Origin of the sequence: Marinomonas pontica (assembly GCF_036322735.1) — a bacterium.
GTDB lineage: Bacteria > Pseudomonadota > Gammaproteobacteria > Pseudomonadales > Marinomonadaceae > Marinomonas > Marinomonas pontica.
Genome location: NZ_AP027271.1, coordinates 670,785 through 692,347 on the forward strand (window position 1 = coordinate 670,785; position 21,563 = coordinate 692,347).

The 21,563-nt window shown below is 45.5% G+C and carries 22 protein-coding genes; 11 read left to right on the top strand and 11 right to left on the bottom strand.

All coding sequences use genetic code 11. The features are described 5' to 3' along the window. Positions 1 to 72 precede the first annotated feature (72 nt). The 4 genes from AABA11_RS03130 to AABA11_RS03145 all read right to left on the bottom strand — a co-directional run bounded on the left by AABA11_RS03130 (position 73) and on the right by AABA11_RS03145 (position 5,186). A complete protein-coding gene (locus AABA11_RS03130; protein ID WP_338265291.1) occupies positions 73 to 1,428 on the bottom strand; it encodes a multicopper oxidase family protein in 1,356 nt (451 codons plus the stop codon). A 106-nt stretch (positions 1,429 to 1,534) separates the two neighbouring features. Further along, positions 1,535 to 3,370: an ABC transporter ATP-binding protein gene (locus tag AABA11_RS03135; protein ID WP_338265293.1), complete on the bottom strand. Its 1,836-nt coding sequence runs from the start codon at positions 3,368 to 3,370 to the stop codon at positions 1,535 to 1,537. 171 nt (positions 3,371 to 3,541) lie between these two features. Next, a complete protein-coding gene (locus AABA11_RS03140; protein WP_338265296.1) occupies positions 3,542 to 4,513 on the bottom strand; it encodes an aspartyl/asparaginyl beta-hydroxylase domain-containing protein in 972 nt (323 codons plus the stop codon). A gap of 247 nt (positions 4,514 to 4,760) precedes the next feature. Next, complete coding sequence (locus tag AABA11_RS03145) at positions 4,761 to 5,186, bottom strand: YebG family protein (RefSeq protein WP_265729076.1); 426 nt, start codon at positions 5,184 to 5,186, stop codon at positions 4,761 to 4,763. Between the two features lie 127 nt (positions 5,187 to 5,313). Here AABA11_RS03145 and AABA11_RS03150 point away from each other — a divergent pair, with 127 nt between their 5' ends. The 5 genes from AABA11_RS03150 to AABA11_RS03170 all read left to right on the top strand — a co-directional run bounded on the left by AABA11_RS03150 (position 5,314) and on the right by AABA11_RS03170 (position 9,362). Further along, positions 5,314 to 6,186, top strand: coding sequence for a mechanosensitive ion channel family protein (locus AABA11_RS03150; protein ID WP_265729075.1), 873 nt, complete (start codon positions 5,314 to 5,316; stop codon positions 6,184 to 6,186). Then, positions 6,186 to 6,773 carry a DUF1439 domain-containing protein gene (locus tag AABA11_RS03155; protein WP_338265302.1) on the top strand — a complete coding sequence of 196 codons (588 nt, stop codon included), beginning with the start codon at positions 6,186 to 6,188 and terminating at the stop codon, positions 6,771 to 6,773. Before AABA11_RS03150 ends, AABA11_RS03155 begins: the two co-directional genes overlap by 1 nt. Before the next feature lie 119 nt (positions 6,774 to 6,892). Continuing rightward, a complete protein-coding gene (locus tag AABA11_RS03160) occupies positions 6,893 to 7,372 on the top strand; it encodes an FKBP-type peptidyl-prolyl cis-trans isomerase (RefSeq protein WP_265729073.1) in 480 nt (159 codons plus the stop codon). A gap of 241 nt (positions 7,373 to 7,613) precedes the next feature. Then, positions 7,614 to 7,970, top strand: a complete 357-nt coding sequence (locus AABA11_RS03165; protein WP_265729072.1) for a hypothetical protein — start codon at positions 7,614 to 7,616, stop codon at positions 7,968 to 7,970. Positions 7,971 to 7,985: 15 nt separating this feature from the next. After that, positions 7,986 to 9,362 (top strand): class II fumarate hydratase, encoded by a 1,377-nt coding sequence (locus tag AABA11_RS03170; protein WP_338265305.1) that lies wholly within the window; start codon positions 7,986 to 7,988, stop codon positions 9,360 to 9,362. Between the two features lie 94 nt (positions 9,363 to 9,456). Here AABA11_RS03170 and AABA11_RS03175 read toward each other — a convergent pair whose 3' ends face one another. Together AABA11_RS03175 and AABA11_RS03180 are read right to left on the bottom strand one after the other, a co-directional pair. Then, complete coding sequence (locus tag AABA11_RS03175; protein ID WP_265729070.1) at positions 9,457 to 10,149, bottom strand: aspartate/glutamate racemase family protein; 693 nt, start codon at positions 10,147 to 10,149, stop codon at positions 9,457 to 9,459. Between the two features lie 110 nt (positions 10,150 to 10,259). Continuing rightward, complete coding sequence (locus tag AABA11_RS03180) at positions 10,260 to 10,715, bottom strand: GNAT family N-acetyltransferase (RefSeq protein ID WP_338265308.1); 456 nt, start codon at positions 10,713 to 10,715, stop codon at positions 10,260 to 10,262. Positions 10,716 to 10,911: 196 nt separating this feature from the next. Here AABA11_RS03180 and AABA11_RS03185 point away from each other — a divergent pair, with 196 nt between their 5' ends. Continuing rightward, positions 10,912 to 11,370 (top strand): GNAT family N-acetyltransferase, encoded by a 459-nt coding sequence (locus AABA11_RS03185; RefSeq protein ID WP_338265310.1) that lies wholly within the window; start codon positions 10,912 to 10,914, stop codon positions 11,368 to 11,370. Here the strand turns inward: AABA11_RS03185 and AABA11_RS03190 are convergent. Then, on the bottom strand, positions 11,367 to 11,630 hold the full coding sequence (locus AABA11_RS03190; protein WP_265729067.1) for a DUF3820 family protein: 264 nt from the start codon (positions 11,628 to 11,630) through the stop codon (positions 11,367 to 11,369). The two genes, AABA11_RS03185 and AABA11_RS03190, sit on opposite strands and share 4 nt — an antisense overlap. 80 nt (positions 11,631 to 11,710) lie before the next feature. Next, positions 11,711 to 12,601, bottom strand: coding sequence for a LysR family transcriptional regulator (locus AABA11_RS03195; protein WP_338265312.1), 891 nt, complete (start codon positions 12,599 to 12,601; stop codon positions 11,711 to 11,713). A 168-nt stretch (positions 12,602 to 12,769) separates the two neighbouring features. Between AABA11_RS03195 and AABA11_RS03200 the strand changes: the two genes are divergently transcribed. From AABA11_RS03200 to AABA11_RS03220, 5 genes are all read left to right on the top strand, one after another. Then, the gene (locus AABA11_RS03200; protein WP_338265316.1) at positions 12,770 to 13,885 is read left to right on the top strand and encodes an S-(hydroxymethyl)glutathione dehydrogenase/class III alcohol dehydrogenase; all 1,116 of its coding nucleotides are present in this window, start codon (positions 12,770 to 12,772) and stop codon (positions 13,883 to 13,885) included. Between the two features lie 65 nt (positions 13,886 to 13,950). Next, entirely contained in the window at positions 13,951 to 14,781 is an 831-nt protein-coding gene (gene fghA / locus AABA11_RS03205) for an S-formylglutathione hydrolase (RefSeq protein ID WP_265729065.1), read from the top strand. 514 nt (positions 14,782 to 15,295) lie between these two features. Beyond that, a complete protein-coding gene (locus AABA11_RS03210; protein ID WP_255826352.1) occupies positions 15,296 to 15,538 on the top strand; it encodes a type II toxin-antitoxin system Phd/YefM family antitoxin in 243 nt (80 codons plus the stop codon). After that, a complete protein-coding gene (locus AABA11_RS03215) occupies positions 15,535 to 15,798 on the top strand; it encodes a Txe/YoeB family addiction module toxin (protein WP_265729064.1) in 264 nt (87 codons plus the stop codon). Before AABA11_RS03210 ends, AABA11_RS03215 begins: the two co-directional genes overlap by 4 nt. Before the next feature lie 29 nt (positions 15,799 to 15,827). Continuing rightward, a complete protein-coding gene (locus tag AABA11_RS03220; RefSeq protein WP_265729063.1) occupies positions 15,828 to 17,009 on the top strand; it encodes an amidohydrolase in 1,182 nt (393 codons plus the stop codon). A gap of 79 nt (positions 17,010 to 17,088) precedes the next feature. Here AABA11_RS03220 and AABA11_RS03225 read toward each other — a convergent pair whose 3' ends face one another. The 3 genes from AABA11_RS03225 to AABA11_RS03235 form a co-directional block, all read right to left on the bottom strand. Continuing rightward, a complete protein-coding gene (locus AABA11_RS03225; protein ID WP_265729062.1) occupies positions 17,089 to 18,807 on the bottom strand; it encodes a SulP family inorganic anion transporter in 1,719 nt (572 codons plus the stop codon). A gap of 13 nt (positions 18,808 to 18,820) precedes the next feature. Continuing rightward, a complete protein-coding gene (locus AABA11_RS03230) occupies positions 18,821 to 20,461 on the bottom strand; it encodes a bifunctional protein tyrosine phosphatase family protein/NAD(P)/FAD-dependent oxidoreductase (RefSeq protein ID WP_265729061.1) in 1,641 nt (546 codons plus the stop codon). An 81-nt stretch (positions 20,462 to 20,542) separates the two neighbouring features. Next, on the bottom strand, positions 20,543 to 21,424 hold the full coding sequence (locus AABA11_RS03235; protein WP_265729060.1) for an MBL fold metallo-hydrolase: 882 nt from the start codon (positions 21,422 to 21,424) through the stop codon (positions 20,543 to 20,545). Between the last annotated feature and the right edge of the window lie 139 nt (positions 21,425 to 21,563).

The following is a 21,563-nucleotide window of genomic DNA, read 5'->3' on the forward strand; positions in this document are numbered from 1 at the left end:
GGTGTGTGACTTGGCTTTTTTATGTCTCCTGTTATGGCTCATTAGGCCGATGCCCGTCTATAGTGACGTGGCTTACGTCACTTCAACAAAGCTCATAAAACCTGTTTTTAGGTGTTCGATGATATGGCAGTGATACATCCAACGTCCCGGATTATCGGCTACTAGGGCTGCAAGTACGGTTTCATTTTGACCCAGCAAGACGGTATCTGAATGGAATGGTGTAATGGCTTTTTTGTTCGATTTTAACACCGTGAAAGTATGACCGTGGATATGAATCGGATGGTGATATTGAGTCAAATTCGATAGCTCAAAAATATAGGTTTTACCACGCTCTAATGTGGCAAGAGGATCTGGAATATGGCCTTTTGACATGCCTTCCCAAGAACGGCGATTCATCGTCCAGAAGTTGTAGCTCACCTTGCCATCTTTCTCTATTGGCGTGATGTTGGCGTTCCATTCAAACGCAAATTTAATGGTTTCCGCGTTCTCTAAATCCAGCGCAGGGATGGGGTTGAGTGGCAGCTTAGGTAAGCGCCGGTCTTTAAGTTGGCTCGCCACGGCTTTGATGGTCACCATCGGCTTACCCTTGTGTTTAAAGGTGACGGTTTCTCCCACCTTGCTCGGTGCTATTACACCAAGATCAAGGCGCATTCCCGGTGCGGCCATGTGATTGGTTAACACAATGGGTTCTGCAATTGGATTGCCATCAATAGCAAGGATCTGAGCGTCTGGATCGGTTGAGTTGATTTGGTACATCACTGTGTTATCCACATTCAAAAAACGTACTCGAATCGCTCCGCCAGCAGGGACGTTATAGGTTGGGTGGATTTCACCATTGATGGTCATGACGCGACCGGGTGTCCCCATACGAAAAGCATTCTGTGGCGTCGTTAACGCGGAAAAAGAACCATCGTCTTTGATGTGCCAGTTCTTCATGCAAAGCACCAGATCTTCATCAAAGTCTGGCTTCTCAGCTTCATCAACAATCAGAGCACCAACCAAGCCTTTGCCGAGTTGCTCGACGCTGTTCATGTGTGGGTGATACCAGAAAGATCCCGCATCCGGTGGCGTAAATTCGTAGTCGAAGGTTTCGCCGGGCATGATGGGCGGTTGGCTTAAAAACGGCACGCCGTCCATTTCAATAGGGATTCTCATGCCATGCCAATGAATGGTCGTCGGCTCGTTTAACTTGTTGATCACACGAATACGAACGGGCTGATGCTGTTTAGCGCGAATCACAGGTGCAGGGTATCCGCCATTAAAGCAAAGTGCTGGCGTGCTGCCGCCAGCTACGATGTTCACATCGGCCGCTTCGACGATTAATTCATAGTCGAAACCCGCAGACGGTGTAGCGGCAAGAACGACTCTCGGCAGTGAACTGCTCATGGCGACTAAAAGGCTAGATTTTATAAAATTACGTCGGTTCAAAACGGTTTTTCCTGTGAGTTATTCTCGTAAACTTCGGCAAAGAACGAATTTAATGAGGCAAAGCATAACAAAAAACACTCACGCCATAGTGGCTTGGGTCAGTTTTTTAGCGATAGCCTTGCGCCTGCAAGGTAAATAAATGCGCGTATTGGCCTTGTTGTGCTAATAGTGAATCGTGGGTGCCGCGTTCTTTAATTTGCCCATGTTCCATGACGATAATTTCGTGTGCGAGTCGTACGGTAGAAAAACGGTGAGAAATCAGAATCGCCATTTTATCTTTAGTATGCTCTTGGAAATGCTGGAAAATATTGGCTTCGGCTTGGGCGTCCATGGCTGCTGTCGGTTCGTCTAACACCAAAATATCGGCGTCTTCGCGCATGAAAGCGCGGGCCAAGGCGATTTTTTGCCATTGCCCACCAGACAATTCTTGTCCGCCACGGAACCAGCGGCCAAGTTGGGTTTGGTAACCTTGTTCCAGCTCATCAATAAAGTCGGTGGCCTTGCCAAGCTCGGCCGCTTTTTTCCAACCGGTTTGATCGTTAAATCTGTCGTTATCGCCAGCGCCGATGTTTTCGCCAACAATAAATTGATAGCGCACAAAGTCTTGGAATATCACGCCAACACGTTTTAGTAGTGCGCTTTCTTCCCATTCCAGCAAATCCAAGCCGTCTAGCAAGATTCGCCCTTGGGTTGGGTTATACAGTCGCGTTAGTAGTTTGATCAGTGTGGTTTTGCCAGAGCCATTTTCTCCAACAATCGCAAGGCTGTGACCAGGGCGAATGTGCAGGTTGATGTTGGCAAGTGCCGGGCGTTCGTTACCTGGATATTGGAAAGAGACGTTTTCAAAACGAATACCATCGTTTGGAATAGTGCCTTTTGAAAGGCCAGAAGTCGAAAGCGGCGTTTCTTGTTCTAAATATTCGTAAAGATTAGATAGATATAAATTGTCTTCGTACATGCCGCTAATAGAAGTAAGTGAAGCCGAAACCGAGCTTTGACCTTGTTTGAACAGAAGCAAATACATGGTCATTTGCCCCAAAGTAATTGCGCCAATGATGGTGTCACTGACGATCCAACCATAGGCACCATAAAACACCAAGGTACTTATCACGCCAAGGGCGAAACCCCAGCTTTCACGGCGCAAAATCAGTCGCTTACTTTCTCTGAATAGCTTGATGAATATTTCGGTGTAGCGTTGCAAAAAACGGTCGCCCAGTTGGTACAGACGAACTTCTTTGATGTTGTCTTCTCGCGCCAGTAGCGTTTCTAAATAGTTTTGCTGGCGCACTTCGGGGGAGCGCCAACGAAACATTAAAAAAGCATCACCAGAAAATTTGGCCTCGGCGATAAAAGAAGGCAAAGCGCCACAAATCAACAATGCCAACGCCCACGGCGAAAAGTGCCACAGCAAGACCGCAAAACTGGATAACGTAATGGCATTTTGTAGCAGGGCAAAGGTTTTATTCACCAGAGCAAGCGGGCGGCTGGAGGCCTCACGGCGAGCACGAACTAATTTGTCGTAAAACTCTGAATCTTCAAAATGCGAGAGTGTTAGGCTTTGGGCTTTCTCTAAGATCAGCAAGTTGACTTTTTGGCCTAATAATCCTTGTAAAATGGCCTGCTGAGCGGTTAAAGCGCGTTGTGCGGCAGCAATGACTAAAACCAAGATGCCTTCCAATAACACGTAGCTGAGAGCGGCTTGGTAATGCAAGACTTGGTCTTGTTTGTAGCTTTCCATAGCTGCCACGACGGCATCTACGATCAATTGTCCCACATACGCCATGGCGGCTGGCGTGACACCGGCAACTAGAGTCGCCATCGCCAAGCCGATGGTTAACGCTGGGGAGGTTTTCCACACCAAATCAATGGCGCGACGGCTATAACGAAACACGCCAAGCATGTTTTTATCGACAGTATTATTTGGTGAAGCGGCAGGTTTCATATAGCGAGCCTAGAGGTCAGGGGCGGTGAAAGACGTCATAGTATAAGCCAAAAGAGTGTTCTTTATTGTTCTGTGAATTGTGTAATCTGAAAGGAAAATAACTAGGCGAGTGGGCATGATAAAAAAGGGAGAGCATTGCTCTCCCTTTTAATACTAAACGGATTCAATCGGTTAAAAGAATGACCAAGAAATTAACTGCACGACACCCACAATGATGCCTGCAATGGCCAGCAGTAATAGGCTATTGACTGTGTATTTTAGGCGTTTATAGGCTTTACGGTTGGTTTGCTTTAGGACTTTGCTTTGCTCTAGCAGCGGTGTGACTGTTTTGAATATTTTATTCGCGAGGCCACTTTTGTCGTCACTGGTGTTCGGCACGATGGACGCGCGCATCAGTATTTTGTAACAAAAATTAATGATTTTACCGAGTGGATTAACTGGGCGATCAAAATCGCACATCAAAATCAAACGACTTTGGTCTGTGTTGTTTTTAACAAAATGCAGATAGGTTTCATCAAACAGAAGGTCTTTGCCATCGCGCCAAGCGTATTGTTCGCCATCAATATTGATGAAGCAATCGTCTGAGTTCGGTGTTTCGAGTCCCAGATGATAACGCAGTGAACAGGCAACAGGATCAAGGTGGCGTGTTAGTTCGGAATTAGCAGGCATAAATGCAAACATTGCTCCGTTTATGTTCTTGATTTTGCTTAAAATTTCAGTGGTTTTCGGACACATGGTTTGCGCCGATGTGTGAGTGTAGCCATACCACTTCACGTAAAATTTACGCCATCCGTATTTGTGAAAGGTTCTAAACCCAACGTCGTAATAGGCATCTGAGCCGGGCTTATTTATGTTTTCTAAGTCGCCTTGTTGTTGAAGAGCAAGGGCTTCGTCACGAATAATTTCCCAGTTGTCACGCAATACGTCCAGTTCTTTGTATTGCAATGTATCGATAATAGGACGACGGACTTTTTTGCACGAAAACAAATACAACAAGCAGTTTAATGGGGCAAAAATAGGCCAACCTTTGCGGAAATATTCTGACCAGCTGGTATAGCGAATGTTTCCTCGGTAAGTGTAGATGTAATACATCGAGCACACACTAAGAGTGGCAATGAGCAATAGAATTATCGCTAGCTGCATCGGTTTTATTCCCATTTCGAAAGTTATTAGTCAATTTACTTACTAATTATTTACTAAATGTTACGAAATGTGAATCGCTAAATGGAGGGATTACTTTGCACAATAGTGATTTAAATCAATCTGATTTTGATTGGAATTTTAGACTTTTCTAGGTCTGCATCATGGTTAGGTTTTTTTGTGCAATAAATATTCGATATATTGAGAAATATTGCATGATTTTTTCTTTTATTTAAGAAAAAATGCCGCTTTATGCGGCATCACTTTCTTGGAAGTCATTGGTATCATCCATATCAAATACAGCCGCGCTGTCTTCTTCGCTGTATACAATGTCTTCGTCTGTTTCAATAACCAAGTCTTCCAGCGTTTTTTTAGCGGTCGCTTCTGTCAAGTTTAGTTGTGTGCTGGTGGCTTTTGGGCTTGGCTTTTTCGCTTTTTGAGCTGTTTTCTTTTTATTGCTTAAAATGTCCAGCAACGATTCTTTGTTTTCAGCAAGGTACATAGAAAGTGCTTCTTTTTGTCCATGATCTTTCGTTAAATGACTTTGATCCAATAAGTCATATAAGGCTTCCGCCGTGTCTAAAAGTTTGTCGTATGTATCGGCTTCGGCTTTTGAAGTAAACGTCATTTTTTCGATTCCATCGCGTTCTACAACATATTTGATAATTACAGGCATGATCCACCTCTTGAAAAATAATACTGTATAAATGTACAGTATAATTTTCCTCTTTGTCTAGTGCTTTTATTTGTTGATCTGAACAATGGTTGTTAAAGTTACGCCCTTGACAAAGGAAACACTTTTTATGCCCGTTGATTTTTCCCAATTAGACCTTTCAATTTTAATGGATCACGTTGAGATCGTTTTGACGCTTGCTTGGATTTTATTGTCCTATATTGTGCGACGTTATACGAAACGTGCGATTCGCCTTCATCAGAATATTGAACACGATAAAAAACGTCAGCGGATCAACACGGTGGATAACATTTTCAACCTTTTTCTTGTGGTTGGTTTGGTGTTGATTTGGTCGTCGGAATTGCAAAACATTGCCATATCTATTGCTGCTTTTATGGTGGCTTTGGTGATTGCTACTAAGGAATTTATTGCCTGTATCATTGGCGCATTTTATCGAGCGAGTACGCGACCCTATCAGGTTGGAGACTGGATTCGGATCGCCAATTATGAAGGCGAAGTTACCGACAGTGATTGGCTATCGACCACGTTGTTTGAAGTGGATTTGAAGGGCGGCAGCTACGCTTACACAGGACGAACGACAGTGGTGCCAAACAGTGTGTTGCTGCTGCAAACGGTTCAAAATTTGAACTATATGCGTCGTTATGTCACGCATACGTTTTCTATTTCGCGTGCGACAGACGAGGTGAATTTGTTCACCATTAAAGAACAAATATTGGACAAAATTCGTGAGTACAGTGAACATTTTCATGATGTGGCTATTCGTTATAACAGCCTGATTGAAAAACGATTGGACATTAAAATTTCAGGACCGGAACCACGTGTTCGCATTACCACTACGGTAGAAGGTTACAACGTGTTTAGCATTTCTCTTTTTTGTCCAACAGATGAGGCGGTCGAGATAGAGCAAAAAGTGACGGAAGATTTTATGGCTTTTTGGTATGCCAATCGACTTGCAAACCAACAGACGGTGGAGAATAAATAATGACACTGATGCGTACCTTTATGTTGTTAATGTTGGTGTCCACCACGCTGATTACCTCGGGTTGTAACAGCTTTCGCATTACTGAAAACGAGGTCAATGAAGAAGTCACAAAGCAACTTGCTCAGCCACAACAAAACCACATTGAATTAACGTTAGACAGCAATACGTTAAACCTCGATTTGACGGTGACCGCCGCCCACATTGATTTCACAGAACGCGATGGCGGTTTGGTGCTGGTTGATTTGACCAGCAATATGACGGGAACGCTGTCGGCATTTGGGCAGACCTTTTCCTTGACGACTAAGGTCAATCCGTCTTTTGAGTCGGGGGTGCGTATTGAAGAAGACCGTTTGTATTTGGTGGCGCCAAAAATAACCAAAATTGAGGTAGAGGGCTCCAGTTTTAACGATAAAATGCTGCGCTCCACATTGGGCTCCTTGCATGATGATTTTGAAAAAGCTTTGGTTCAGTACTTTGATGAACACCCAGTTTATGTGCTGAATCATTCACCGTTCGAAAAAACAGCGGCCTCTATGGTGAAAGACATCATAATTAAAGAAGACTCGTTAGAACTGTCCATTTTTTAAATAATGCGCTGTTTTGTGGCAGTGTCGTTTTGAGAAAGTAACAAATAAGAGTCTAGGTAAGTGGCGTTATAATCACTATAATGCCCGAATATTACATAACCAGATACTAAGGAAACATCATGTCGATTGCAGACAACCAAGTCGTTCAATTTCACTACACATTGCGTCATGGCGAAGAGCTAATTGAAACGTCTGCGGGTAAAGATCCAGCGGCGTATTTGCATGGTCACGGCAACGTTATTCCAGGGCTTGAAAAAGCAATGGAAGGCAAAGCCGTTGGTGACGAATTTGAAGTGACGGTGGCATGCGCTGATGCGTATGGCGAGCGTCATGAAGATCGTCAGCAACAAGTGCCAGTAAAACATCTACAAGGTGCGAAGCGCTGGAAAGCCGGTATGGTTGCCATGGTACAAACAGACAAAGGCATGCGTCAGGTAACGGTTGTTAAGGTTGGTTTGAAACATGCCACTGTCGACTTGAATCACCCATTGTCTGGTAAAGACCTAACATTCAATATTCAAATCGTAGATGCGCGTGAGGCGACGAATGACGAAATCGCACATGGTCATGCGCACGGCGTGGGTGGTCATCATCACTAATAGCCAGACGCATTGAATACAAAATAAAAGTATTCCTCTGAGAAGCCCCTGTTACCCAATTAGGTAGCAGGGGCTTTTGCGTTTTTGGGCATTTATTTTGCTGATTGAAATCAAGCAAACAGACGTATTATCAAAAATTAATAAGAATCGTTATCAACACCTTGACAGATCCTGCCTTCATGCACATTATTGATAATAGTTATCATTTATATTTTTTGATGTGAATTCAAGGGGCGAAACAATGAGTCATTATCTAGTGCCATTTTCAGTGCTCGAACAAACCATTCAAGGAGGGCAATGTGCGGACTCTCCCGAAGTGCTCTATCATTATTTGAATCTGACGGAAGAATATGCCGAGCGTTTGAGCATCACCGATGCGACTTTGCTGCATCAGCGTGTGTTCAATGTTTTGCTGGATACGGTATGCGACACCCGCGTTGCACCTCATTGGCGTCAGACCTGTTTAGACAAGGTGTATCAACCATTGTCGCATTTAAAGCACTTGATCGTTACTTATCAAGATGCGAAAAACTATTTCAAAATGGAACACAGTTTACGGATTCTGAGTCATTACTTTATTTCTTCCTTTGAACAATAGGGGCATTACCAACCGATGAAAATGCGTATTGAAAAAGACAGTATGGGCGAGTTAGACGTCCCAGAAAATGCACTCTATGGCGCCCAAACGCAACGTGCCATTAACAACTTTTCAATCAGTGGCGAGCCACTTCCTGAAGCCTTTATTCGCTCTCTAATTTTAATCAAAACCGCGGCCGCTCGTGCTAACCAAACACTCGAATGCATTACGCCCGATATGTCCAAGGCCATTCAAAATGCCTGTGATGAGCTGCTCAACGCCGACGATCTAATGCAGCATTTCCCTGTGGATGTATTTCAAACGGGATCGGGCACCAGCTCGAATATGAACGCTAATGAGGTGATTGCAACTTTGTCGAGTCGTTACTATGGTTCAGTGGTTAATCCGAATGATCATGTGAATTACGGGCAAAGCAGTAATGATGTTATCCCGAGCGCTATTCATATCAGCGCGACGTTAGAGTTAACAGGTCATCTGCTGCCTGCTTTAGAGCATTTAAAGGACACTATTGTTGAGAAAGGCACAGCGCTCGCGAGGTACACGAAAACAGGTCGAACGCATTTAATGGACGCCATGCCGGTTCGATTGGATCAAACTTTTCACGCTTGGGCGGCGCAACTGCAAGATAACATCGACAATTTAACGTATCTAGAAAGCAAAACGACTCAGCTTGCCCAAGGTGGGACGGCGGTGGGCACGGGGATCAATGCTCATCCTGAATTTGCCGTGTTGTTTGCTAAAGAACTGTCTGATTTAACCAAAGTGACGTTTACTAAGGGGCAGAATTTTTTTGCTTTAATTGGTTCTCAAGATACCGCCGTTGCGTTATCTGGCCAGTTAAAAGCGGTTGCCGTAACCTATATGAAAATCGCCAATGACCTGCGCTGGATGAACTCGGGGCCATTGGCGGGATTAGGTGAAATTAGTCTACAAGCTTTACAGCCAGGTTCTTCTATTATGCCGGGCAAAGTGAACCCTGTGATTCCAGAAGCAACAGCGATGGTGGCTGCGCAAGTGATTGGTAACGACGCGGCGATCACAATTGGCGGTCAATCGGGTAATTTTGAATTGAATGTTATGTTGCCAATGATCGCTAAAAACCTGTTAAACAGCATCAAGTTACTGGCCAACAGTGGGCAGCTATTGGCGGATAATGCCATCGCGACTTTAACCGTTAATGAGGATAAATTGAATGAAGCGCTGCATCGTAACCCGATCTTAGTTACCGCATTAAATCCCATTATTGGGTATGCAAAAGCCGCTGACATTGCGAAAAGGGCTTATAAAGAAAGTCGCTCGGTTGTGGATGTGGCGGAGGAAGAGACCGATCTTGGTCGAGAAGAATTGCTCGCCTTGCTGGATCCTGCAAAATTAACCCATGGTGGGATTTAGTGTTTAAAGAATCAGGTTTCTTTATTTGGTTCCTCCCTTTCCAAATAATGAAAACGAGCCAGCGTTCGCGCTGGCTTTTTTTGTGATTAATCACTTATTCCAATGCTGTGTCCACGGCGGCCTGCGCGTGAATGTAGGTCGTATCAAACAAGGGAACGGCAACGTGCTCTTGCTTTAATAATAGGGTGATTTCTGTGCACCCTTCAATGACGGCTTCTGCGCCTGCGGCATTAAGCCGATTGACTATATCAATGTAAATTTCCCTCGATTCAGGAAGGATCTTTCCGAGACACAATTCGTCGTAAATAATTTTATGAATGTTGTCCCTGTCTTGTTTCGATGGCGTAATGACATCCAACCCGTATTGCTCTTCTAAACGTCGAATATAAAAATCGTCTTCCATAGAATAACGTGTGCCAATAAAGCCAACTTTTTGATGCTTTTGTTGAACCAATTCTTTGGCTGTCGCATCGGCAATATGCAATAAAGGGATTTGCACCGCACTTTGAACAGCATCTGCCACCTTGTGCATGGTATTGGTCGCGATCAGCAGAAAATCGGCTCCGGCGCGTTCCAGACGAGTGGCTTCATTGGCCAACATATCGCCCAATTGCTCCCAGTCACCTTGGTGCTGCAGACGTTCAATGTGAGCAAAATCCACGCTGTTTAAAATGACCTTGGCGGAATGTAATCCCCCAAGGCGCTGCTTGGTTAACTCATTGATGGTTTTGTAGTACAAGGCGGAGGATTCCCAACTCATTCCGCCAATGATGCCGATCGTTTTCATGTTCGCTCTCTTTTTGGTCTGCCACGTATCCTTGCAGTCTAACGGGCTTATAAATCGCCCGTAATGCACAGTTTGAACGAATAAACAGCGAAACTGTGATGGCTAATTTTTCAGAGTGTTCTGGTCATGAAAACACTGTGAGGATCTAGCTTGTAATCTGAAAAGGGGTCACATTCACGGAATTCGTGTTTAGCGTAGAGTTTTCTAGCGGGCGCAAAGAAATCTTGCGACCCAGTTTCTAGGCTAATCTTATTGAGTCCTTTTTGTTTCGCGTTATCGAGAATATGGCGAAGTAGGGTTGAGGCAACTCCCTTGTTGCGCGCGGCGCTGGTGGTGCGCATGGACTTAATTTCACCGTGTGTATCGTCTAACGTTTTCAGTGCCCCGCAACCGAGCAATTGACTGTCTTGCCACACTGTCCAGAAGGTAATGTTGGGCTTTTTTAAGCCGTCTAAATCCAATGCAAATACGCATTCTGGCGGCGATACAGCAAACATGTCTTCAAGGTGTTCGGTAAGCAATTGTTTGATTTCTGAACCAGATAAATCATCAATTCTAATGTCCATTAGGTGGTGTGTCCTGTTTGTTTAAAGGGAAAATATCGTTTTTTGTGACTCAAAAAAAATAAGCAACTTTTGTACCTTTTGGTAGGATAAATGCCATATAAAATGTGGTAAAAAATAGCACTGGCTGTCGTTAGGAAATAAAGGTGTATACTCCTACCAAACTGTCTTCTACATTTGAACTAATGGAAGGTTTCTTATGGCAGATAAAGTGTGTTTACGGCCGGCAACAATGGCTGATGCAGAAAAACTGTTGTCATGGCGTAATGATCCAGAAACACGTATGGCTTCTCATCATATGGATCAAATTACTCTTGAGGAACACCTTGTGTGGCTCGAGAATTCTTTGCGTCACCCTGAGGTGCGTCGTTTGTGGGTGGCCGAAATGAACGGTGAAGCGGTCGGAACGTGCCGAGCAGATCGCGTGGCGGATGCTTGGGAATTGTCGTGGACTGTGGCGCCTGATTCGCGCGGAAAAGGCATTGCACAGAAGATGCTATCGACCATCATTGGCTACTTCAAAGACCCCTTGTTGGCGGAAATCAAAGTTGGCAACATTGCGTCTATTAAGGCCTCCGAACGCGCAGGGTTTGTTTTTGACAAAGAAGATCACGGCGTGTTGTATTATGTCTTCCCTCGATCTAAAACCACTGCTTAGTCATCAAAGCGGATGCGAACTTTTGGCTCGTTTGGTTTTTTCTCGGCAGGTTTACGCAGAGGATCGACCAACTTTTCCAAACCGTTGATTTTGATTTCCAACGCCAGCTGTAACCACTGTCCCAAATTGCCATTCGGCCAGCCTTCGTGGGCAAACCACAATAAATAGGCTTCGGGTAAATCGATCAAAACACGGCCTTGGTATTTTCCAAATGGCATTGTCTGACGGGCAACTTGTACGAGATCTTCTTGTGAAAACATGGGCTTCGCTTAATGGTGCGTTATGGTTAGAAATGCACTGCGTAAAATACGTGCGCGTTGGGTATTTAAACATACGAGTATCATTTGGCAAAAGGCGGATCTTGCTTAAAACGTTGGATCAAGTAATCGCATATATTTTGTAACTTAGGTGAAGGCTGACGAACTTTTGGGTACACCAGCCAAACGCCACTGTATGGATATTGGTACTGAGTCAGTAAAGGGATGAGTTTTCCGCTGGCTAGGTCGTCGGCCACGTAATAATCTGGCAACTGAGCGATCCCCAAACCTTTTCGCACGGCATCCAGTAAAGCAGGGCCAGAATTGCTGCGCCAGTTGCTGCTTACTTTCATTTCTTTGCGTTGTCCGTCTTGTTGAAACAGCCAATGATTTTTTGAGCCGATTAAGCAGCTGTGTTTGTTGAGTTCCGCCAACGTATGCGGCATGCCGTGTTGGTCGATGTATTCCCGAGACGCACAAAGGTATTCCACTCGATCGCACAGGCGGCGTGACAAATGGCTGGAATCCTTCATGGCGCCCATGCGAATGGCAAGATCGTAGCCTTCTTCGATCAAGTCGACTGCACGGTTAGTGAGATGAAAGTCCAGTTCGATCTTTGGGTGACCTAACAAAAAATCGTTCATTAGTGGCGCAATATAGCGTTCACCAAAGGTGGTGGCACAGGTCATTTTAAACGGGCCAATGGGGGCTTGATTTAGCGATGAAATCACTTCTTCAGCACTGCTTAGCGCCTCTGGCAAACCACGGCAATGCTGGTAATACAGCTCGCCTGCCTCACTTAAGCGAATGCGTCTTGTGGTGCGGAACAGCAAGGTGGTGCCCAGTTCTGCTTCCAGCTGAGTAATTAAACGACTGATGTGAGAGGCAGAGACGTTGAGTTTAACAGCGGCGGCAGAAAAGCGGCCTTGTCGGACGACTTCGACAAACGCTTCCATGGCTTCCCAGTTTTTCATTGTATCCCCCTTATGTCCAAACGCTCAGATTACCGTATTTCCTATAAAGTGAAAGAGGATTGTTGCTGTATGGCAATAATCATTTTCTAAATTGGGCATTATCCTAGTAATCAATTGCGTCTACACTGTTTGCATTGAAACTGAATAACACACACTTTGGAGAACGCAATGAAATGTAAAGCAGCAGTTGCTTGGGGCCCAGGCCAACCACTTAAAATCGAAGAAGTGGACGTTCAAGACCCACAAAAAGGCGAAGTACTGGTTCGCATGGTGGCGACGGGCGTTTGTCACACAGACGCGTTCACTTTGTCGGGCGAAGATCCAGAAGGTATTTTCCCTGCTATCCTAGGTCACGAAGGCGCGGGTGTGGTTGAAGCCGTTGGTGAAGGCGTTACGACACTCAAAGTAGGAGATCACGTTATTCCACTTTACACAGCAGAATGTGGCGAGTGTAAGTTCTGTCAGTCTGGTAAAACCAACCTTTGCCAAGCGGTTCGTGTGACCCAAGGTAAAGGCTTAATGCCAGATGGTACCAGCCGTTTCAGCATCAACGGCGAGCCTATTTTCCATTACATGGGCACCTCTACTTTCTCTGAGTACAGTGTGGTTCCTGAAATTTCGTTGGCAAAAATTCATGTAGATGCGCCGCTAGAAAAAGTCTGTTTGCTAGGTTGTGGTATCACCACAGGCATTGGCGCCGTTCTGAACACAGCGAAAGTTGAAGAAGGCGCAACGGTGGCTGTTTTTGGCTTGGGCGGTATTGGTTTGTCGGTTATCCAAGGTGCTCGCATGGCTGGCGCGTCGAAGATCATCGCCATCGATATCAATGAATCTAAGTTTGAAATGGCGAAGCAGTTCGGCGCGACCGATTGCGTTAATCCGAAACACTTCGATAAGCCTATCCAAGACGTTATCGTTGAAATGACGGATGGCGGTGTGGATTACTCTTTCGAGTGTATCGGTAACGTACAAGTGATGCGCTCTGCGCTTGAGTGCTGTCACAAAGGGTGGGGCGAATCCATCATCATCGGAGTTGCTGGCGCGGGACAAGAAATCTCCACACGTCCATTCCAATTGGTCACTGGCCGAGTCTGGAAAGGTTCTGCTTTTGGTGGCGTAAAAGGCCGCAGCCAGTTGCCAGGTTACGTAGAAGACTACATGAACGGCAAGATCGAAATCGACCCATTCGTGACACACACTATGCCGCTTGAACGCATCAACGAAGCATTTGATTTGATGCACAAAGGCGAGAGTATCCGTACTGTCATTCTTTTCGATAAGTAATCGTAATGACGCCGTTGAGATAAGCCCGCAATGTGAGCTTATCTCACGTAGATTAGGAGACATCTATGGAATTGCTATCCAGTACCAAAAGCTTCGGCGGTTGGTTGAAGCGCTACAAGCATGAAAGCTTATCGGTAAAAAGTGACATGACCTTTGCTATTTACCTGCCACCACAAGCGGAAACGCAAAAAGTGCCTGTCTTGTATTGGCTGTCAGGTTTGACTTGTAATGATGAGAACTTTACGCAAAAAGCCGGTGCCTTTCGTAAAGCGGCAGAATTAGGTTTGGCCATTGTTTGTCCAGATACCAGCCCACGCGGTACGGATTATCCGAATGAGCACGAAAGCTACGACTTTGGTTCGGCGGCGGGGTTCTATGTCAACGCGACAGTGGAACCGTATTCAAATACATACCGCATGTATGATTACGTGGTTCAAGAGCTGCCGCATTTGGTGGAAGCGAATTTCCCAGTGACTGATAAGCGTTCTATCTCTGGTCACTCTATGGGTGGGCATGGTGCTCTGATTTGTGCGTTAAAGAACCCAGGCAAGTATCAATCTGTCTCAGCATTTGCCCCGATCGTTAATCCAACTAACTGTCCTTGGGGCGAAAAAGCCTTCACGGGATACTTGGGTGAAGACAAAGCCACTTGGAACGAGTGGGACGCTACTTTGCTAATCGAGAGCGCGAGTGAACGCTTACCCTTGTTTATTGATCAAGGTGAAGCCGACAACTTCTTGGTAGAACAACTTAAACCAGAAGCCCTAGAAGTCGCCTGTGAAAAAGCCGGACACCCGATCACGCTACGCCGTCAACCAGGCTACGACCACAGCTACTATTTCATCGCCAGCTTTATTGATGATCACCTAGAACATCATTCTAGAGCCTTGAGTTAACACTTAGTTTTCTCTTCATTGGAATCGACAAAAGCGAGCCGTGGCTCGCTTTTTTATTGCTTGAAAACCTATTTAAAACAACACGTAGGGCGGCATGAGCGAAGCGTGATCCGCCGTTTTGTAGGTTGGCCTTTAGGCCAACAACTGCAGATAGAGCAGGTTCAGAGGATACTCAAACCAAGCGGCGTTTCTTTTGAAAAGACCAGTTAATATGTCTAGCTTCTCTTAACTCCCTTGGCTTTTTTAACAAAAAACTCTCTTTATAAACTTATAAAGAGAGTTTATGTTTTTCTGTGGATAACTTGCTGATTTTAATTTCCAGTGCAGCTTTATTTTTTTGTTTAATGTTTTTGAGTCTAAGGTTTTTCTATAGCAATGTGTAAAAAAATCCACTCTTGCTGACTGAGTCTATATTTCGATTGAGAGGCTGATGAAAAATGAAAAGCGTCCGTCTTGACGTACGTATTATAAAGCGTAAAATCTGATTGTTATTTGAACTATTTTGAGGTGTGTGATGGCTGGAATGACGGCAACAGAAGCACGTAGTAATTTGTATCGATTGATTGACGAAACAGCAGATTCTCATCAGCCTATCGTTATTACTGGTAAGCGTAATAATGCGGTTTTGGTATCGGAAGAAGACTGGTCAGCGATTCAGGAAACCCTGTTTTTACTATCAGTGCCTAATATGCGTGAATCTATTCGCGAGGGAATGGATACTCCCGCGAGTGAATGTGATGAGGAGTTAGATTGGTGACATGGAAGTTGATTTATACCAAGCAAGCTCAGAAGGATGCAAAAAAATTAGCGTCTAGTGGGCTGAAACCAAAAGCTCAAGAGTTACTCAGTTTGGTCGCGCAGGACCCCTTTCAAAAACCACCTCCGTTTGAGAAGTTAATCGGTGACCTTTCTGGTGCTTATTCACGCAGAATTAACATTCAACACAGACTTGTTTATCAAGTGTTAGACGCTGAGAAAATGATAAAAATACTTCGGCTTTGGAGTCATTACGAGTAGTACCCTTATTAGTCAGAATAGGCCCAATTATGCAATCTTTTGATGAGCTAATCGCGTTTCGTAAAATCCTTCACCAGAACCCAGAGCTGTCAAATCAAGAGCAAGCGACGGCGGCTCGAATTCTCGAAGAGTTTCAGGCTTTCTCTGCGGATGAGGTGATCACGGGGCTTGGCGGAACGGGCCTGGCGTTTGTGTTTAACGGTGCGCAAAGTGGCCCAACCACCTTAATTCGCAGCGAGTTAGACGCCTTGCCCATCGAAGAGACTAATGACTTTGAGCATCGATCGAAAGTGATGGGGGTTTCCCATAAATGCGGACACGATGGGCACATGAGTATTGTGACGGCGCTGGGTGCAGAATTGGCGACGCATCGTCCGCAAAAAGGGCGCGTGGTGCTGTGCTTTCAGCCGGCAGAAGAAACCGGTATGGGAGCGATTCAAATGGTACAAGACCCGCGTTTTTCTGACATCGCGCCCGATTATGCTTTCGCCTTGCACAATTACCCCAGTTTAGAGCTCGGTAAGGTGGCGGTGCGAGCGGGTACCTTCAATTGTGCGTCCCGAGGCATGATTATCCATCTAAAAGGCAAAACTTCCCATGCTGCCCACCCCGAAAACGGCATCAGTCCTGCCAATGCCATGTGCCATATTATTCAAGAATTAAATGGTTTGCCTGCCAATGTCGCGCAAGCTACATCATTGGGACGCAATTGGGTGACCGTGATTCATGCAAAACTGGGTGAAGTGGCCTTTGGTACCTCGCCTGGCGATGCGGTGGTGATGGTGACGTTGCGTAGTGAAACCAATGAAGGGATGCAAACATTGGTGGCGCACGCAGAGCGTTTTTCTCAAGCGATCGCAACGCGTGAGAACGTGAGTATTTCGTTTGAGTACGACGATGTGTTTCAGGCCAGCGTTAACTCTCAACAAGGTTGTGATTTGGTGGTCAGTGCTTGTGATAATACTCAAACGCCTTTTGCGTTATTAGATGAACCAATGCGTTGGTCAGAGGATTTTGGTCAGTTCACCGCCACGGCAAAAGAAGGCGCTATGTTTGCCTTGGGTGCAGGACACACGAGCCCACAATTACATAACCCTGATTACGACTTCCCCGATGGTTTGATTCCTGTTGGTCGAGATTTGTTTCTGGATATTATTCGTCAGTTAAATGGTCAAGAGGGGCATAATTGTGTATTGATAGGGCGTGGTTAACATACACCAAGAAAAATCCAATGGCCGCAACGCCATTGGATTTTTTGTCTCTGCTTGCTTAGGTATTTGGTATTAGTTATTAGCTGGCTGAGGATTGTGTAATATCTTTAAACGCTTGGAATTGCGATAAATACACTTTGCCATTGAGGTGCTGCAGGAATCCGCTACATTCTAGGTGATCCATTACGGGGCCTTTTACCTCCGAAAGCGAGAGTTTTATGTTCAAGCTTTTTAATTGCAGGTTAAGGGCTTCAAGCATTTCTAAGGCGCTGAAATCAATTTCATTCACGGCGCTGCATTGAATCACCACATGGTTAATGTCTTTGCGCTGGCTAATGGTGTCGATGATGTGATCTTCCAAAAACGTTGCATTGGCAAAGAACAGGCTCTCGTCTGGTCGTAAACAAAGCAATTGAGGGGAAGTTTCTACCTCATAGCGTTTCACATTACGAAAGTGCTCTGAGCCCTTGATCAAGCCAACTTCGGCCACGTGTGGTTTCGATGTACGATACAAATGCAAGGCAATCGATAAAACGACCCCAGAAGCGACACCCACTTCCACACCAAGCAACAAGGTAATTACTATGGTTGCGAGCACGGCATAGAAATCACTGCGAGAAAACAGCCAGGTTTTTTTCAAGATAGAAAAATCTATCAGGGTTGTGACCGCTACAATGATGGTCGCCGCCAGTGTGGCTTTGGGCAAAAAGTACAACATAGGCGTTAACAGCAAAGACGCGATCATAATACCGAGAGCCGTCATGATGCTGGCAAGCTGAGTGACCGCACCGGCATCAAAGTTCACCACAGAGCGAGAAAACCCACCGGTGACAGGAAAGCCGCCTGAAACGCCTGAAGCAATGTTGGCGGCCCCTAAACCAATCAGCTCTTGATTCGGTTTGACTTTTTCACGTCGTTTAGCGCCCAACGTTTTGCCAACGGAAATGGACTCTACATAGCCAATAATGGAAATCATCAGTGCAGGCAGTGCCAGCTCTTTAATCAAGTCCAAGGAAGGCAAGGTGAACATTAAGGTCGGCAATCCTGCGGGAATGTGTCCAGTAATCGCCACGCCATGGGACGGTAGATCATATAAATACACCACCGCAAGGCTGGATAACACACCGAGAATGGGGGCTGTTTTGGCCAACGACGCCGCTGATGCTTCAGGAACTTTTAGAATGATCAAAAAACGTTTCGCGTGACGACGAGCTAACAGCAAAAATGCGATGACAGAAACGCCAATCACAAAGGTCATGGGTTTAAATTGACCGATGTTTTCCAGCATAGAAAGCAATTGTGTGACAACATTATCGCCATGGGCTTGAATGCCCAAAATGTGTTTCAGCTGGCTCAGCGCAATAATAATACCGGAAGCAGAAATAAACCCAGAAATCACGGAGTGAGAAAGCAGGTTTGTTACCATGCCTAGTTTCATTACGCCCATGATCACTAGCATGGTGCCAGATAACAAAGCGAGCGTAATAGCACCAGTGAGATAGCTGGCTGTACCTTGCTCGGTAATCACCGCCAGTGACGTCGCCGTCATGAGTGACGCCACGGCAACTGGGCCAACTGACAAAGATGTGCTGGTGCCAAAGAAAGCGTACAAAACCAAAGGTAATATACTGGAATATAAACCCACTTCTGGTGGCACCCCAGCCAGCATGGCATACGCCAGTGACTGAGGAATCAGCAACATGGTGACGATAAACGCCGCGGTGGCGTCTTGGCTAAATTGCCCACGGTTATAGGTCTTTAGCCAAGACAGGGCGGGAATGAAACGTTCAATGGTCATCTTGAAGCTCTCGTTACTTACGCATTGTTGGTTTAACAAACCATTCATAGCCTTTCAGCATCCCGTGCCAGTAGAAAGGAGGCAGCAAGTCTTCTTTCAGCACCCAAGCGAGATAGGTGGGTTTGGTGCCATCGTTCAGCCATGTCGGGAAGGTCGGCAGCAGCTTTCCGCCGTAACCAAATTCCGCCAAGACAATCTTGCCGCGTTCAACGGTAAGCGGGCAGGAGCCGTAACCGTCGTAGATGGCTCTTATCGTATTTCCGTCGATAGCATCAGCAATGTTTTGTGCCACGACCGGTGCTTGTTTACGAGCCGCTGCCATGGTTTTTGCGTTTGGCGTGTTGCTTACATCACCTAATGACCAGATGTTTTTGAACTGGGTATGTTGCAAGGTTTCTTTATCCACATCGACCCAGCCAGCCGCATCCACTAATGGGCTATTGCGAATGAAGTCTGGAGCTGTTTGTGGTGGGCAAACATGTAACATATCGAACTCGGTCTCTACGATGCTTTTCTCACCGTCTTTGTCTGTGGTGGCAAAATAGGCGCGTTTGTTTGGACCGTCCACTTTGACTAGGTTGTGAGTGAAGTGAGTATTTACTTGGTATTTTTGAATATAACTTTCCAAAGCAGGAACATAGTCAGCAACGCCAAATAGTACGGCACCTGCGTTGTAAAATGAGACATTGATATCTTTCAGTTTGTCATTCTTCAACCAATGATCGCATGACAAATACATGGCTTTTTGTGGCGCGCCTGCGCATTTGATTGGCATGGGCGGTTGGGTGAATACGGCTTTGCCGCCGTTTAAGTTTTTAACTAAATCCCATGTATAAGGTGCTAAGTCGTAACGATAATTTGATGTCACGCCGTTGCGGCCTAATGTCTCTGATAAGCCTTCAATGGCGTCCCAATTAAGCTTGATACCAGCCGCCACGACTAGGTATTGATAAGCTATTTTTTGGCCGTTTTCGAGCACAACTTTGTTTTCATTTGGCAAGAACGTTTTTACCGCTTCTTTTAGCCATTTTGTGTGTGCTGGAATAACATCAGCCATGTTGCGGCGCGTATTGGCTGCTTTAAACACACCGCCGCCTACCAGCGTCCAACCGGGCTGATAAAAATGACTTTCAGCAGGATCAATCAAACAAATTTTCAAGCCAGGTTTGCGTTTTAATAAACTGGCGGCGGTAGAAATACCGGCTGAGCCTGCACCGACTACCACAACATCGTATTGAGTGGTTGTTTTGTTGTCTTCTTTAGGCTGTGCTTTATCGGCTGTTGCGGAAGAGGCTTTATTGTCTTGAGTGGAGGGATCAGCAGGTGAAGCTTCCTGAGCTGCTTGCCAAATTTGGCTAGAGCGATTACCGGTTCGGCAATAGGCGTGAATATTATCTGCATCTTTAATGGCAGCTTGAAATGCTATAACATCGGCTGTTGTCATTTGCCCGCCAGCAAACGGAATGTGCTCAGCCTTAATGTTTTTTTCTTTTGCATAAGCGGCAACATCGGCAAAAGGTAATTGTCCTTCCTCTTCACCATCTGGTCGATTACAAATGATAAGTGTGACGCCAGATTCTGCTAAAGCGTCTACATCGTCTAAGCTGATCTGCTCAGAGACGGAATAGTTGTCTGTGATTTGTTTGCGTAACATGGCTGTTCTCACTTTATATAATTATTATTTAGCCTAATGGTCATTAGGATATTTATAGTTAGTTGCTCTTGTCGTTACGATCTACTTAAATGCATTCAACGGAATCTTTAGATAAGATAAACCATTGTCTTCTGGTTCTGGCATGTGTCCTGCTCTCATGTTGATTTGTAACGATGGCAAAATCAGGCGAGGCATGGACAAGGTTCTGTCGCGAGCTTCTCTTAGGTCAACGAAGGTTGATTTGCTGATGCCTTGTTTGACGTGAATATTTTGCTCGCGCTGGGCTTTGACGGTGGTTTGGTACTCTAATTCTCGGCCGTTCGGGCAGTAGTCGTGGCACATGAAGATACGATGATCTTCTGGCAACGCTAAGATTTTTTGAACCGAGTCGAACAGGATGCCGGCGTCTCCACCAGGGAAGTCCGCGCGTGCCGTTCCGGCGTCAGGCATAAATAATGTGTCACCAACGAAAACAGCGTCGCCCAGAACATGTGTAAAACAAGCTGGTGTGTGGCCGGGGGTGTGAAGCGCGGTGCATGGCATGTCGCCAATATGGAATTGTTCACCATCTTGGAAGAGGTAATCGAACTGAGAACCATCGTGTAGGAAGTCAGTACCTTCATTAAATACGTTGGCAAAGGTTTCTTGAACCGTCGTGATTTGTGCGCCAATGCCAATTTTTCCGCCCAATTTTTTCTGAATGTAAGGGGCAGCAGAAAGATGGTCGGCGTGGACGTGTGTTTCTATTAGCCATTCTACTTTCAGTTTATGCGCGATCACGTAGTCGATGATGTCGTCGGCGCTTTTGTGAAAGGTGCCACCAGAGGCATAGTCAAAATCCAAAACGCTGTCTACGATCGCACAGCTTGACGACGCTGGGTCCTTCACCACATAAGAAAAGGTACTGGAGTCTTTATCAAAAAATACAGCTACGTCAGGTTTTGCCGTTAAATGGGTTGTCATGTGTCACCTCAATGTCGGTTTTCTTCACAAATGGAATGCCCATTTGTTGGATGGATACTTGGTACAAAGGCAGAAAGCGTGCCAAACACAATATTTTTATTTAACTTATTGAAATTTAAGGTTAAATAAATTTTTGTGT